This is a genomic window from Spongiibacter taiwanensis, from assembly GCF_023702635.1.
GTDB classification, from domain to species: domain Bacteria; phylum Pseudomonadota; class Gammaproteobacteria; order Pseudomonadales; family Spongiibacteraceae; genus Spongiibacter; species Spongiibacter taiwanensis.
Window position 1 is genome coordinate 1,148,871 of record NZ_CP098455.1, and the last position, 14,696, is coordinate 1,163,566.

Consider the following 14,696-nt stretch of genomic DNA (forward strand, 5'->3'; position numbering starts at 1 on the left):
GACGTCTGACCGGCCGCTAAGCGACGTTAATCGCTTCGGCTTCGATCTTGGCCTTCCAGATCTGGGGGCCAATCTTGTGCACAGACTCGCCGTCAGTGCTCACCGCCACCGTGACCGGCATATCCTCCACGGTGAACTCGTAGATCGCTTCCATTCCCAGTTCGGGGAAGGCCACCACTTCCGATTTCTTGATCGCCTGGGCAACCAGGTAGGCCGCACCGCCAGTGGCCATCAGGTACACCGCTTCGAATTCCTTGATCGCGTCAATGGCGCCATCGCCCCGCTCGGATTTACCGATCATGCCCATCAGGCCGGTTTCGGCCAGCATGGTGCGGGTAAACTTGTCCATCCGGGTGGCAGTAGTTGGGCCAGCCGGACCCACCACTTCGTCGCGCACCGGATCAACCGGGCCCACGTAGTAAATAAAGCGGCCTTTCAGATCCACCGGCAGTTTCTCGCCCTTGGCCAGCATGTCGGTCATTTTCTTGTGGGCGGCGTCCCGGCCAGTCAACATTTTGCCGTTCAACAGCAGGGTATCGCCGGGCTTCCAGGTTTTGATTTCCTCGGCGGTGACGGTGTCCAGGTTAACGCGTTTCACATCGCCGCCACCCTGGCGAGTCACCTCGGGCCACTCTTCCAGCGACGGGGGTTTGAGGGCCGCGGGGCCGCTGCCATCGAGAGTGAAGTGAGCGTGACGAGTCGCCGCACAGTTGGGGATCAACGCCACGGCTTTGTTGGCTGCGTGGCTGGGGAAGTCTTTGACTTTCACGTCCAGCACAGTGGTCAGGCCACCCAGGCCCTGGGCACCAATACCCAGCTGATTCACTTTCTCGTGCAGCTCCAGGCGCAGCTCTTCAGCCCGGTTGCTGGCGCCGCGCTGTTGCAGCTCCTGAATATCAATGGGGTCGAGCAGCGCCTCCTTGGCCAGAATCATCGCCTTCTCGGCGGTGCCGCCAATACCGATACCCAACATGCCGGGCGGACACCAGCCAGCCCCCATGGTGGGGACCATTTTCAGCACCCAATCCACAACGGAATCGGAGGGGTTAAGCATGGCAAATTTGGATTTCGCTTCAGAGCCGCCGCCCTTGGCTGCCACATGCACCTCTACCTTGTCGCCAGGCACGATTTCATAGTGAATAACGGCCGGGGTGTTGTCCTTGGTATTGCTGCGGGCGCCGTCAGGGTCGGCCAGAATCGACGCACGCAGGACGTTGTCTGGCAGGTTGTAAGCCCGGCGCACCCCTTCGTTGACCATGTCGGTAACCGACATATCCGCTTCCCACTGCACATTCATGCCGACATGCAAAAACACGGTCACGATCCCGGTGTCCTGACAGATTGGCCGATGCCCCATGGCGCACATACGGGAGTTGATCAGAATCTGGGCCATGGCATCTTTGGCCGCCGGGTTCTGCTCCTTCTCATAGGCCTGATTCACCGCCTGGATAAAGTCCACTGGGTGGTAGTAGGAAATGTATTGCAGCGCATCAGCCACGCTCTGAATAAGGTCGTCTTGACGGATAACAGTCATCAGGGACTCCTGGAGCCGAATAATTGGCGCTGACTGCCGCTGTCTCCCCGGCGGCCGCCAGTCCTTTGAATGGTTGTCATTGGGTTTGGATCGCCCCGAGCCAGGAATAACCGTGCCGAAGCCATGTCGTTGGCGCCCCGCTCCCCCTGAGCTGACGCAAAAGACGCAGGCGAGTATACAACAGCGACCTGCGTCGGTGTAGCAAGGCGGGCGCGAGCCCCGCCGATTAGCGAACCGGCGGGCTGGAGGAGTGGTACTGACTAACGGTGGTGCGCAGGGATTCAATATCCCGGTTCACCTGACGGCGGAAGGCATTGATCGAATCCAACCAATCCTGGTTTTGCTGGAGCTGGCGCTCAACACTGCTCACCCGGGCGTCCAGACTGCCGCCGGCGGTCAGCTGTTTACCGTACTCCAGCAGCTGTTTGCGATTCACCTCGGCCTGGGCGGCCGCTTTATCCAGCCGACCAGACAGCTCGGTCAACCGGGACTTGTCCGCCGAGAAGGTTTTCATCGCCGTGGCCAGCTCCGCCTGACTGCTCTTGACCTTGGACTCCATCGACGCCAGGGATTTTTGCAATTTATCGATCTCCGTGTCGTGCTTGCCCAGTTCTTCTTTTTGCTTTTTCCAGACGTTGTCCCACAGCTTGCGCACTTCGCTGTCCAGCTCCGTCAGCTTGACTTTCATCGACGCGCTGGACTCGGTGACGCTGTCATCAGTGACCGACAACCGTTGCTCCAGATTGTCCAGCCGGCTTTGACTCTGCGCCAGCAGTGCCTGGGTGGCCTGCAATTGGTCGAACAGATAGTACGACACGCCAGCAAGGCCCAGAATGAGCACGGTACCGAGAAACACCAGAAAGCCACTGCCACCGCCACTGGCGGCTTTGCCCGGGGGCGGTGGCGGCGGTGCCGACTTACCCCGCTTGGCCGCAGGTGCTCGCTCGATAATGTCCTCATCATCCAAGTTGAGGGAAATGCCCGGTTCCTGTCTTTCGCTGCTCACAATGAATAACCCATGTTCACGATAAAGGAAAATTGGCGGGCATTATGACATTGCCCCCACACCTGGCAAAGCGGCGCCATCGCAAATACTTGCCCCGCTGCAATAAACCACAAGGATTACGCTCCGCCTGCGCCGCCTTTGCTATACTTCGCGCAGCCCCGTCCCGCCGTGATCAACGACGGCGGCGCGGGGCGCACAATTCCAATGAAAAGTGAGGGGAGCAGGATGGAAGCATATATTTCGGTGGATTTGCTGTTGCGCTGGCTGCATGTGCTGTTTGGCGTTACCTGGATCGGCCTGTTGTACTACTTTAACTTTGTGCAGACAGAGTATTTCAAGGAAGCGGAGGCCAACGCCAAGGCCGATGCAGTACGTAAACTCGCACCACGGGCACTCTGGTGGTTCCGCTGGGGCGCCATGTTTACCTTCCTTACCGGCGTTGCACTGCTGCACTTTGTCGCCCAGCGTGGCTTGAATGCTTACATCATTATCGGTGCGCTGATGGGCACCCTGATGTTCCTCAACGTGTGGTTGATTATCTGGCCAAATCAAAAGATTGTCTGCGGCATCAAAGCCGGTGACGCCTCAAAAGCGGCGCCCAAAGCCGGCCTGGCCTCGCGCACCAATACCCTGTTCTCGGCGCCTATGCTGATCGGCATGATGGGCTCCTTCCACGGTTCAGGCCAGGCAGCCAATGCGGCCCTGGGCAGTGGCGGCGTGAATCTCAGCAACGGTTTGCTGGCCTGCATCGCCATTATCATTCTGCTGGAAATCAACGCGATTTTTGGCAAGACCGGTCCGATGACCACAGTCAAAGGGGTGATTCACTGCAGCATCGCCTTGGCCGCCGTCATGCTGGCCCTGCTGCAATTCGTGTAAACCCGGCAACGCACTCAATATAATATGGTGTAACCAAAAGCGGCGAATCGTCATGATTCGCCGCTTTTGGTTTGTCCTTCAGCCGTCTCGCTCGCATCACTTCAAGCGCAGGCCGAGCTCACCGTTCAGCACATCAAAACTGGCCCGTGCGTAGCAGCACCAGGGTGCAGGCCTCCTCTACCTGAATACCGGCAGCAACCAGGCGCGACTCAAGCTCGGGGGATTCAGTGCCCGGATTAAAAATCACGCGTTTGGGCGCCAGCGCAATCAGCGCCGCTTCGTGCTCCGCCAATTGGGCGGGATTGAGGTACAAGGTGACGGTGTCGACAGGCTCAGTGATGTCCGATAAGGATCGAACACAGGGCTTGCCGGCGACTTCAGCGTGGTAAGGGTTGACGGGCAACGCGCGATGGCCGTAGTTCGTCAACATCACTGTTGCCTGATAGGAGTACCGCTCTGCTTTAGGGCTGGCGCCCAATACTGCCACATTTTCTGCCATGCTCTGCCATCCGATCCATTCCGAAACGCACGCCGCCCACAAAAAAAGCCGGGCATTGCCCGGCTTATCGGTGATGGCGCTGCTGACGCCAAGAATACCTTAGCGATTGCCAGTATTCATCCAGCGGCGCAGCGTAGAAGCCAGCTCCTGGGCATTGTAGGCCTCAGCGTCGTCGGGCATGGGACCTTTGCCCATCTTGATCTCCAGAGCAGCGGAGTAAGACGTGCGAGTGGTCGTTGAGGCAACCCCGCCGCTGTAGCGCGTCGGCGAGTCATAGACCACCGTGTCACAGCTGATCAAACCACAGCGCTGATAGACCGACGTGCCACCACCAAATCCGGTACCACCAGAGACGGAAGTGCTGTTGCGGCTTTTGCTTTCACTATCCCGGTTCACCAGGTGGAACCAGTCGTAGCCTTCCTGAAGGGTCAGCTCGGCTGCACGCAACAGCGCGTAATCATTGACGGTTTCCTTATCGGTCGCAGAGTTGCCGTTGAAGGTAATGCGATAGCGATCCTTACCCAGCGCGGTTTCGGTGTAACCATATCCGCCGCGCTTGTCCGCAGCCTGATAAGCGGTGCTGCTGCTACAGGCCGCCAGGCCGAGAGACAACAACGCAACAAATAAAATGGGTAAACGCATAATCACTCCTCAAAATGGTTTCGACGCGACCCAGTCAAGTCACTGGGAGATACTTAAACACCACCGCATTTTAAGTCGTCCCCATTAACCTTGGCTTAACCACTCCGTTCAGCTTAGCCCGAGAATATCGTGTTGAGGGTTTCGTTCAGTCGACGACCAATGGCCATCACCCCGCGATAGCTGCTGCCTGCCGGCACCTGCACTTCATCGTCAAAAGCCATGCCCCGCTCCAGACAGACATAGTCGCGATAGTGCTCGCCGACATCCGCCATCCCCGCAGCAAGCTCGGCCCCGGGATTCCACAGAATGGCGGTGTCGGTGTGGTAGCCGTCCACATGTAGTTGCTTGCCGCCCAGTATCATTGTCTGCACCCCGCCTACCCCAGGATAAACCCGGTCCACCTCTCCGGAGAAACACAACGGGCCGAGTTCGACCTTCTCCTGCAGCTTGTCGGTATTGTCTAAATAACGCTTACCCGCCAGCTCAGCCACGCTAACCTCAGCCACATCGGCCACCCGAAAATAGCTGTGGAAGGCAAAACTCAGGGGCATTGGCGACTCGCCGTGATTCGTGATGCGCAGCGCCATCAGAATTTGATCAGAGAAATAAATGTCCAGCTCTGCGGTAAAGGGCCAGGCAAATTGTGCCAGGTCTTCCGGGGTTGATGCACAGGTAAACCGCAGGCGCACCGTGTGATTCATCAGCTCATCAGCACCGGCCAGTTGCCAGTCGCGATTGCGCAGAAAACCATGCTTTGGCAAGGTCGGTTCGCGCCGATTGACCCCAAACCAGGGCGCACAAATGGGGATACCACCGCGAATCGCCTCCCCCGGAATAAAGCGAGCCAGCGGGCTCAGCCACAACCACTCCTCTTCACCCTCGGGCTGAAAGGAAAGGACCTGAGCACCTTGTAGCGCGACCACCGCGCGGAAGGTTGGTGTGCGCACACTCAAACAGGGCAAGCCAACCTCACTTCCATATAGCGCTGTAGTATCCGTGAGGGTTATGCAGTCACTGGTAATATCCAGCGATTGAGCGTCGAGCATCGTTAACGTCCTGTTGCGGCCAGTCAGAAAAGAGGGACGTTCAATGTACAAAATGCCCCACCAACCGCATAGGGCTCAGGGCAAATTAAGGGCAAATATTGCTAGGGACATAGCCGAACGGCTTGAATGCCAAAGGGCTGGCAACGTGGGCCAGCGACGCCGACCCTATCCCGGACCGACGACGCTGTATTTACCCCAGGATTTAGCCTAGAGCCTGCTAACACTCATTGAAAAGTGTTACCGGGCAGACTCCAGCAACGGTTGGCCATCACTGCCAACCTCGTAAAGCGGCAATCGCACCGTCGCCTGAACAGCCACATTCACGATGCTAAGGTCTCGAGAGAAGGACTCAAGGTACTGGGGATGGTAACCACTCAGCCACAGCCCGAGTTCATCCCCCGGATTGAGGCGCTCGGCAACCCCGACCAGATCAATATCCTCGTGCAGGCCCAGCCCTCTCACCGGCATGATCTGATCATCCACCAGGCGCCATTGGTCCTGCCCCGCAGATCTCACGGCAACACCCACATACACAATACTGTCGCACCCGGTGCCGATGACGGGCAGGCCGCCTTCCAAGCAGGCCGGCGCCAACAAGGGGTTGGCATTGCTCACCGTGATATCAAGCTGGGGAATCCCCGCCAGCACTGCGCCATTGTCATCGTCAACGACCAGCGCAGGGATTACCTGTACCGCCTGGCCAGCGAGATGTGCCGTCTGGGCCGCAACGCCATTGAGCACCGATTCTGCCTGTAGATTAGCGACTTCCGTAAAGGTAATTGCGGGCAAGGAAGAGCCCTCGCCGCGCCGGGCTTTAAATTGCTCGGCGGGAATGCGCACCGCGTCGTCGTCAGCCAGTGACAGGCACAGTCGATCATCGCTCAGATAGTCGGGCTCCGCCGCGCCGCGCAGGGAGGTATTCAGGAATGCCAGTTGCGCATCGCGCTGGGACACCGCACCGCAGGCAAAATTGCCACCCGGCGCCTGAAAGTAAAGGGGCTCTTCGGTTTCACCAATAAAACCAGAGATGATATGCCCGCTCTCATGGGTAAACAGACGCAACTGTTTGTCAGAGTCAGCATTGCGCTCTCTCAAGCACTGATAGTTCCACCAGGACTCGTTGAAGTTAAACAGGGTGTCGCGAATGCCCTGGGTCAGCAACACATCGGCGCCAGGCTGCCCGGTGCGAGTATTCCCACCGGGGCTTTCGTTAAAGCCGGTCAGATTATTGTTCAACTCGCTGGGCAGCACCTCGTAGGGCATGGTCGCCTGGTTATTAAGGTCACACCAGTAGCGAGGGCTGTGATAACCGAACCAGGTGACCGCATCCCGGGGGATCTGGTTCAACGACAAGCCCCGTACCAAGGTCTCCATCACAAAGGGGTCCAGCCCCCGGGCCAAAGGCGAATCCTGGTTTTCGAGGCCGGGGAAGTAGCTGCCGGACTCCCCTCCCGCCACCAGCAACAAGGCCCAGGCCGATTTGATCACATCACCGGGGTTCAGACTGTAAGGCAGGTGATGCCAGGTAATGTCCGGGACCATCGCATCGAAGCGGTCTTTTGTATCGACGGCGTGAATCATCAGCTGATAGCCACCACCGTAACTGCCGCCAATGGAACCCGCCAGCAGGTTAATGCCACCGGCTTGGCTTTCGCCGCTGAGGGGGCGCGCTGCCAGCTCGCCAGTGCTCTCGTCACGGTAGGCCAGGTAATCGAGGTTCTGCTCCACCCAATCCAATATCTGCAGCTGATCTTCACCTTCAAAATCCGGGTCCATAATGCGCACGGTGCCGCTGCTGTCGCCAAAACCGCGTTGATCGATGCTGATGACCGCGTACTGGCTGGCTAACAGCGGCGCGATAATACCCGCCGTCGGGTCGACCTCTCTGGCGCCGCCAAAGCCGTGGCTGTGCACAACCAGCGGATGGGCACCGGCGCCGCGCTGACCACAGTTGATCTCAGCGGGCTCGAACACCTCAAAACTGATGCGCTCGCCGCTACCGGAGTCCAGTAACACCTGATAGTGCTGACCGGCGGGAATAGTCGCCAGACTGTCCCCGCAGGATGCGGAGCGCTGCTCGGGGCCACAACCTAACTCATCAATGGCCACCCCTTCCGGGGTATTGGCGCAGCGGTCATCTTCATTGCCGAGGCCGTCACCGTCGCTATCGCGATCATCGGTCTCGTCACAGGCATCACCCTCCCCGTCACCATCGGTATCGCGTTGATCGCTGTTCACCAGGGCCGGACAGTTGTCTTCACTATCAGCTACCTGGTCGCCATCGCTATCAATCAGCGGATCACAGGCATCGCCAATGTCATCCCCGTCGACATCTATCTGGTCGGGGTTGGCCTGGGCAGGACAGTTATCCTGATCGTCGGAAAACCCGTCACTGTCGCTATCAATGAGCGGATCGCAGGCATCACCGATGCCGTCATTATCGACATCCACCTGATCGGGGTTGGCCACTGCCACACAGTTATCAAAGCCATCACCAACCCCGTCGTTGTCTTCATCGTCTTTCTGCAGGGGCTGGTTATCCGCGTCGTCATTGATTCCGTCGTTGTCGTCATCCGGGTCGGCGTTATTGCCGATGCCATCACCATCGGTATCTGAAGATTCGGCAGGATCGAAGGGAAAGGCATCATCAATGTCTGCCACATTGTCGTTATCGTCATCGCTATCGCAGGCATCGCCCTGACCATCTTCGTCAAAGTCGGCCTGATCCGCATTGGCTAGTTGCGGGCAGTTGTCTTCACTGTCGGCGATGCCATCAGCATCCGCGTCGGGCTCTACCGGCCCCGGCGGAGAGGTTACGGCGCAGCCCTGATCATCAACCTGGGCACCGCTTGCGGTGGCGGGACATTGATCGAGCACATCGCTGACCCCATCGCCATCCGTGTCGCCACCACCGTCGTTATCAAAGCTACCGTCGGCAATATCGGCCTCGGATTCCAGCAGGTGATTTTGCGCGAACTCCGCCGACACCAGCGCTCTCGTTGGGCCGCCGTTGGCGGTGCGAGCAAAGTCCGCCAGATCGCTGGTGGCAAACTCCGCCCCACTCAAGGCGAAATCTTGGGGGTTAAGCGTCGCTTCGGCGGTTAGCAAGGCCACCGCGGGCACTAGCTCAATGCCGTTATCCGGGTTGCCATCGGCATCGAGGGTCAACAGAAAGCGGGCCATATTGATCGCCGCCGTGTCTGACACAACCAGGTCCCGCAGGGTGATAAACCGGGCGCCGGGACTGTTGCCGAGAGGAAGCTGCCCCAAGGCAAAGTGCACCACCGAACCGGGGCGGTACAAGAACTCCCCCTGGGCATTGGTAAGACGGGCATTGCTTGAGCTGGCTTCATTGAGCGATGGCGCGTAAGCCACCCCCCTCAACAGAGAATCGACCAGCTGGCCAGCACTCTCGCTGCCGTTGCCGCCACTACCTGAACCGCCACCACAGGCCACCAACACGGCAACCACCCAAGGGAAAAGGAAACGTTTGACCCACATACTGACACCTGCTGCTTTTATTATCTTTATGGGAGACTTGCATTGATCAACGCGTCGGATATGACGCTTCGATGACAATGTTGACTACTAAAACATTAAAGCCAAAAAAACACAAGACATAGCAAAGGCGTCATAGGGGAGACGGGAGACGCTGGACGCAGAACGCAGAACGCAGAACGCAGAACGCAGAACGCAGAACGCAGAACGCAGAACGCAGAACGCAGAACGCAGAACGCAGAACGCAGAACGCAGAACGCAGAACGCAGAACGCAGAACGCAGAACGCAGAACGCAGAACGCAGAACGCAGAACGCAGAACGCAGAACGCAGAACGCAGAACGCAGAACGCAGATTAGTGTTGCTGCTAGACTGGCAGGGTCAAGCTTTTGCGTCTCCCGTCCTGCGCCTTTCTCCAGGCAAAAAAAAGCCCCGCAGTTAGCGGGGCTCTCCATGGAATGCCGGGGCTGGCTTACATCATGCCGCCCATGCCACCCATTCCGCCCATGCCGCCCATGTCAGGCATGGCGGGGGCGTCTTCCTTTGGTGCGTCTGCAATCATGCACTCAGTGGTGATGATCAGACCGGCTACGGAGCCAGCAGCTTGCAGCGCGGTACGCGTCACTTTGGCAGGGTCGATAATACCCATCTCCATCATGTCGCCGTACTCGCCGTTACCGGCGTTGTAACCGAAGTTACCTTCGCCGTTGCGCACTTTGTCCAGTACCACAGAGGCTTCAGCACCGGCGTTAGCCACGATCTGACGCAGAGGCGCTTCCATGGCACGCAGCGCGGCGTTAATGCCAGCGGTCTGGTCGTCGTTGTCGCCAGTCAGCTCACCGATGGTAGAGATAGCGCGCACCAGGGCCACACCGCCGCCAGGTACCACACCCTCTTCTACTGCGGCGCGAGTGGCGTGCAGGGCGTCTTCTACGCGCGCTTTCTTCTCTTTCATTTCGATCTCGGTGGCTGCGCCAACCTTGATTACCGCAACACCGCCAGCCAGTTTGGCCACGCGCTCTTGCAGTTTTTCGCGATCGTAATCAGAGCTGGTGTTCTCGATCTGAGTGCGAATCTCGCCGACGCGAGCCTGGATGGCAGAAGCATCGCCAGCACCGTCAACAATGACGGTATTCTCTTTATCCATGGTCACGCGCTTGGCGGTACCCAGGTGCTCCAGAGTCGCTTGCTCCAGGTCCAGACCCACTTCTTCAGAGATCACAGTACCGCCAGTCAGCACGGCGATGTCCTGCAGCATGGCCTTGCGGCGATCGCCGAAGCCAGGCGCTTTACAGGCCGCAACCTTCACGATGCCGCGCATGGTGTTCACCACCAGGGTTGCCAGGGCTTCGCCTTCAACGTCTTCAGCAACGATGATCAGCGGACGGCTGGACTTGGCCACTTGCTCCAGTAGGGGAAGCAGCTCGCGGATGTTGGAGATTTTCTTGTCGACCAGCAGAATGAAGGGGCTGTCGTGCTCAACACTCATGTTTTCAGAGTTGTTGATGAAGTAGGGAGACAGGTAGCCGCGGTCAAACTGCATACCTTCAACCACTTCCAGGGCGTTCTCCAGGCCTTGACCTTCCTCAACGGTGATCACGCCTTCTTTACCTACTTTCTCCATCGCTTCAGCGATGATCTGGCCAACGTGGCTGTCGCTGTTGGCAGAGATGGTACCTACCTGAGCGATGGCTTTGCTGTCGGCGCAGGGGATGGACAGGCTTTGTACCTGGGCAACAGCGGCGGCAACGGCTTTGTCGATACCGCGCTTCAGGTCCATCGGGTTCATGCCGGCGGCAACGGCTTTCAGGCCTTCGTTTACAATGGCTTGCGCCAGAACGGTGGCTGTAGTGGTACCGTCACCGGCGTCGTCAGAAGCTTTAGAGGCAACCTCTTTCACCATCTGGGCGCCCATGTTCTCCAGCTTGTCTTCCAGCTCGATTTCCTTGGCCACAGACACACCGTCTTTGGTCACGGTGGGAGCACCGAAGGACTTGTCCAGAACCACGTTGCGGCCTTTGGGACCCAGAGTCACCTTAACGGCATTGGCCAGGATATTGACACCGGCCACCATGCGCTGGCGGGCTTCATTGCCAAAAACTACGTCTTTTGCTGCCATGATTTGTCTACCTTTTCACTAATTCGTTGATTTTAATGAATTTGTTCGAGGGAAATTTACGCTTCTACCACGCCGAAAATTTCGGACTCGTTAAGCACGATCAGCTCTTCGCCGTCCACTTTCACGGTGCTGCCGGAATACTGGCCGAAAATAACAACGTCGCCAGCCTTCACACCCACAGGGCGCAGCTCACCGCTCTCCAACAATTTGCCTTCGCCCACAGCGATAACTTCACCCTGGTTCGGCTTCTCTTTGGCCGACCCGGGCAGCACGATACCGCCTGCGCTTGTTTGCTCCTCTTCTTTGCGACGAACCACCACGCGGTCGTACAACGGACGAATTTTCATCTGACAAATCTCCATTAAATCAATGATTTGAGTTTATCTAACCAGTTGGGCAGCTGCCGTCTAAGTCCATTGACGTGACTCTGGCCGACGCCCTGCCCAGGCTGGAATACGGGTTCTTTTTGTTTCCCAAACGTGCTGCCACGTCGTTAACGGGGCCAGCACCGCTCTGGGCTGTTCAGGTAAATGGGGCTGCGCAACTGCATTTCAAGACCCCGACCTAAAAATTTATTCTTCTTTTTTGTACTCGCCTTCAATGGTCACCGGGCCATTGCCGCCGGGGGAGGCATCATTCTGGCGCTGGGCCGTCGACCCGCCGCCAAAACCGCCCTGAGAATACATCCCGCCACTCATCTGGACCATGCCCCGCTTCAACATGGCACCGATCAGGCCTCGGCGCAGTGCAGGCAACAGACAACAGAAGCCGATGGCGTCGGTGACAAACCCGGGGGTCAGGAGCAGCGCGCCGCCGACCGCCAGAAATATGCCCTCCAGCATTTCGGTTGCCGGCAGCTCACCGCTGTTAAGGCGCTGCTGTGCCCGGGTCAATGTGGAAAAGCCTTGGCTCCGCAGCAGGTTGGCACCAATCACCGCCGTCAACAGCACCAGGCCGACCGTGGGCAGGGCACCGATCACGCCGCCGACTTTAATCAGCAGCCACATTTCCAGTACCGGCAGTACAATGAACAAGCCAAATAAAATACGCATAGCGTTCTCTGTTTCTCTCTTCCTTTGTATCTTGGGGTTTCGACCCCGAAATCAAGGAAGCGCTCAACATTCTTCCGTTTGCGGTACACTGACGGCGCTCAAAACCCGGATTCGCAGCGCCAGTGATACGCACATCGTGATACGCAAAGCCCTCACCTTTATCGCCGCATTGACGGTCAGCACCGCTCTGCAGGCCCAGCAGGACATGGCGCAATGCCTGCAATTGGCAGCCCTGTCGGCCTCAGACAGCACCACGGTCGGCGAATTGCGCCAGCTGTGTCAGCAGCGATTGGCAGAGCAAGACAGCCCAGAAATTCTCAGCACCGGCATCGTCGAGAAGCGCGCCCAACTGGAGCGTTACAGCCACGAAAACCCCTTCGTACTGACACCCCACCGTAGCAACTATGTTTTGCCCGTGTCTTACCGGGATGATATTTCCGATTTCCGCGACCAACTCCCGGAAGCCCCCGACAAAATCGACCACACCGAGATGGAGTTCCAGTTCAGCATCAAAGTGCTGGTCTGGGAGGAAATCTTCGACGACAACGGCTACCTGAGCGTTGCCTACACCAATCGCTCCTTTTGGCAGGCCTACAACAGCGATGCCTCAGCACCATTTCGGGAGACCAACCACGAGCCCGAGCTGATTCTCAGCTTTGCCAATGACTGGGAGTGGATGGGCATTCGCAACGTTGCCAACGAGGTCATTTTCAATCACCAGTCCAACGGCCGCGGCGAACCCCTGTCCCGCAGCTGGAACCGACTGATGTTCAACATGGTGTTTGAACGGGATCGCTTTGCCATGGCCTTCAAGCCCTGGTACCGCTTCAAGGAGCACGGCGATGACGACGACAACCCCGATATTGAGAAATACTTGGGACATTTCGAGTGGATGGGCTGGTACCAATGGCACAATCGCACCCTCAGTATTATGCTGCGCAACAATCTGCGGGGTAACAATAAGGGTGCCGTGGAACTGGGCTGGAGCTTTCCGCTCAACTCACGGGTAAAGGCCTATATAAAATACTTCAACGGCTACGGCGAAAGCCTGGTCGAGTATGACAATGCCGTCGAAAGCATCGGCATTGGCGTGCTGATCAGCGACTGGCTGTAACCGCTCTTAACAACAGCGCAATAAAACAGGAAACCATCATGATCACAGGCCACGAAGCATTACAGCGACTCAAAGACGGCAACAAGCGGTTTGTTGAAAAGCTCAATACCAGTAGTGATGGCATGGTGCAGGCCAAACAGCCCGAGCTGGTTGAAATTCAAAACCCCATGGCCATCGTGCTGGGTTGTTCAGACGCCCGGGTGCCGGCAGAGCTGGTGTTTGATCAGGGTCTGGGCGACCTGTTTGTGATCCGGGTTGCCGGCAATATTGTCGCCCCCTCCGGCATCGGCAGCGTCGAGTTCGCCGCCCTCAACTTTGGCACACCGCTGGTGGTGGTGTTGGGCCACTCCAATTGCGGAGCAGTAAAAGCCACAGTGGATGCCCTGACCGGCAACAGCCGGGTGCCGACCCAGAACCTTCACTCCATTGTGAAGCGGGTGCGCCCCGCGGTGGAATCCATGCTGGCTACCGACTTGCGCAACAACTACCCCGAACTGGTGAAACAGTCCGTGCGTGCAAACGTGCGCAGCTCCGTGGAGCATTTGAGCAGTGGCTCACCGATTCTGGAGAGCTTGATCAGTGAGGGCAAGCTTCTGGTAGTGGGTGCCGAGTACTCCCTGGAGACTGGGGAAGTCGACTTCTTCTATGAGGATTACTGGGAGCGCACCCGGCAGTTGGCTGGGGAGGAGTAAGGCTCCTCCCGCTGCTTTTTTGGTTTACTGGGGTATCCCTTTCCCGGCGGGGCATCGCTTTTTACCCGGGCCTAACAGGGCCTTACCCTGTCGAATTTTATTCTTGGCGGAAGGCAGCTGTTTCGCCCTGCTGGGCGACCTACTTCTTTTTTGCGCCAAAAAAGAAATAGGCAAGAAAAAGGGCGCCCCATCGCTCGCCCTTCGGGTGCGTTGCGCTTCTCAGAATTTGAAGGGAACGCTGCGGAACTCGCCTGCGGCTCAAACAGTCCTCGCTAAAAGACTCCCTTCAAATTCCTGCGATGCTCACCGAGCTCAAAGGGGGATTAACCCCCGCACCTTGAACGGGATACGTTTTTCTTTCGACTTCGGCGGTGCCTGTTGATTTTGTAGAAGCATTAAAATCCAACCAGATTCGATGCTGCGGCCTTTCCCCCTTGTGGAGCTGCCGAGCACCGGAGTCCATCGCGGAAATAAGCAAAACACTGTTTGAGCGTAGCGAGTTTGTTTTGCGCCGCGATGGATGAGGAGCGCAGGGAACCGATGGCATCTTTTCGCCATCGGCAGCGCAGCCGGGGTGTGTAGGGTTCAACAACATAGGTAACAGTTTGTTTCAAAT

General features: G+C 57.7%; 12 protein-coding genes. 3 read left to right on the plus strand and 9 right to left on the minus strand.

Annotation, left to right across the window (positions count from 1 at the left end; translation table 11 throughout):
* Positions 1 to 16: 16 nt before the first annotated feature.
* Together NCG89_RS05380 and NCG89_RS05385 are read right to left on the minus strand one after the other, a co-directional pair.
* Positions 17 to 1,534 (minus strand): fumarate hydratase, encoded by a 1,518-nt coding sequence (locus NCG89_RS05380; RefSeq protein WP_251088743.1) that lies wholly within the window; start codon positions 1,532 to 1,534, stop codon positions 17 to 19.
* Between the two features lie 226 nt (positions 1,535 to 1,760).
* Entirely contained in the window at positions 1,761 to 2,540 is a 780-nt protein-coding gene (locus tag NCG89_RS05385) for a hypothetical protein (RefSeq protein WP_251088744.1), read from the minus strand.
* A 225-nt stretch (positions 2,541 to 2,765) separates the two neighbouring features.
* Here NCG89_RS05385 and NCG89_RS05390 point away from each other — a divergent pair, with 225 nt between their 5' ends.
* A complete protein-coding gene (locus NCG89_RS05390; RefSeq protein WP_251088745.1) occupies positions 2,766 to 3,419 on the plus strand; it encodes a urate hydroxylase PuuD in 654 nt (217 codons plus the stop codon).
* A gap of 133 nt (positions 3,420 to 3,552) precedes the next feature.
* On the opposite strand, the gene NCG89_RS05395 is transcribed toward NCG89_RS05390, so the two are convergent.
* From NCG89_RS05395 to NCG89_RS05425, 7 genes are all read right to left on the minus strand, one after another.
* Positions 3,553 to 3,918, minus strand: a complete 366-nt coding sequence (locus tag NCG89_RS05395; protein ID WP_251088746.1) for a CoA-binding protein — start codon at positions 3,916 to 3,918, stop codon at positions 3,553 to 3,555.
* Between the two features lie 99 nt (positions 3,919 to 4,017).
* Positions 4,018 to 4,560, minus strand: coding sequence for a CC0125/CC1285 family lipoprotein (locus NCG89_RS05400; protein ID WP_251088747.1), 543 nt, complete (start codon positions 4,558 to 4,560; stop codon positions 4,018 to 4,020).
* Between the two features lie 113 nt (positions 4,561 to 4,673).
* Complete coding sequence (locus tag NCG89_RS05405) at positions 4,674 to 5,606, minus strand: D-hexose-6-phosphate mutarotase (RefSeq protein WP_251088748.1); 933 nt, start codon at positions 5,604 to 5,606, stop codon at positions 4,674 to 4,676.
* A gap of 237 nt (positions 5,607 to 5,843) precedes the next feature.
* On the minus strand, positions 5,844 to 9,107 hold the full coding sequence (locus NCG89_RS05410; protein WP_251088749.1) for an alpha/beta fold hydrolase: 3,264 nt from the start codon (positions 9,105 to 9,107) through the stop codon (positions 5,844 to 5,846).
* Positions 9,108 to 9,575: 468 nt separating this feature from the next.
* Positions 9,576 to 11,222 (minus strand): chaperonin GroEL, encoded by a 1,647-nt coding sequence (groL, locus tag NCG89_RS05415; RefSeq protein ID WP_251088750.1) that lies wholly within the window; start codon positions 11,220 to 11,222, stop codon positions 9,576 to 9,578.
* A 56-nt stretch (positions 11,223 to 11,278) separates the two neighbouring features.
* Entirely contained in the window at positions 11,279 to 11,569 is a 291-nt protein-coding gene (locus tag NCG89_RS05420; RefSeq protein ID WP_251088751.1) for a co-chaperone GroES, read from the minus strand.
* A 225-nt stretch (positions 11,570 to 11,794) separates the two neighbouring features.
* On the minus strand, positions 11,795 to 12,274 hold the full coding sequence (locus NCG89_RS05425; RefSeq protein WP_251088752.1) for an FxsA family protein: 480 nt from the start codon (positions 12,272 to 12,274) through the stop codon (positions 11,795 to 11,797).
* A gap of 136 nt (positions 12,275 to 12,410) precedes the next feature.
* Here NCG89_RS05425 and NCG89_RS05430 point away from each other — a divergent pair, with 136 nt between their 5' ends.
* Positions 12,411 to 13,388, plus strand: a complete 978-nt coding sequence (locus NCG89_RS05430) for a phospholipase A (RefSeq protein ID WP_251088753.1) — start codon at positions 12,411 to 12,413, stop codon at positions 13,386 to 13,388.
* A 38-nt stretch (positions 13,389 to 13,426) separates the two neighbouring features.
* Positions 13,427 to 14,080: a carbonic anhydrase gene (locus NCG89_RS05435; RefSeq protein WP_251088754.1), complete on the plus strand. Its 654-nt coding sequence runs from the start codon at positions 13,427 to 13,429 to the stop codon at positions 14,078 to 14,080.
* Positions 14,081 to 14,696 lie beyond the last annotated feature (616 nt).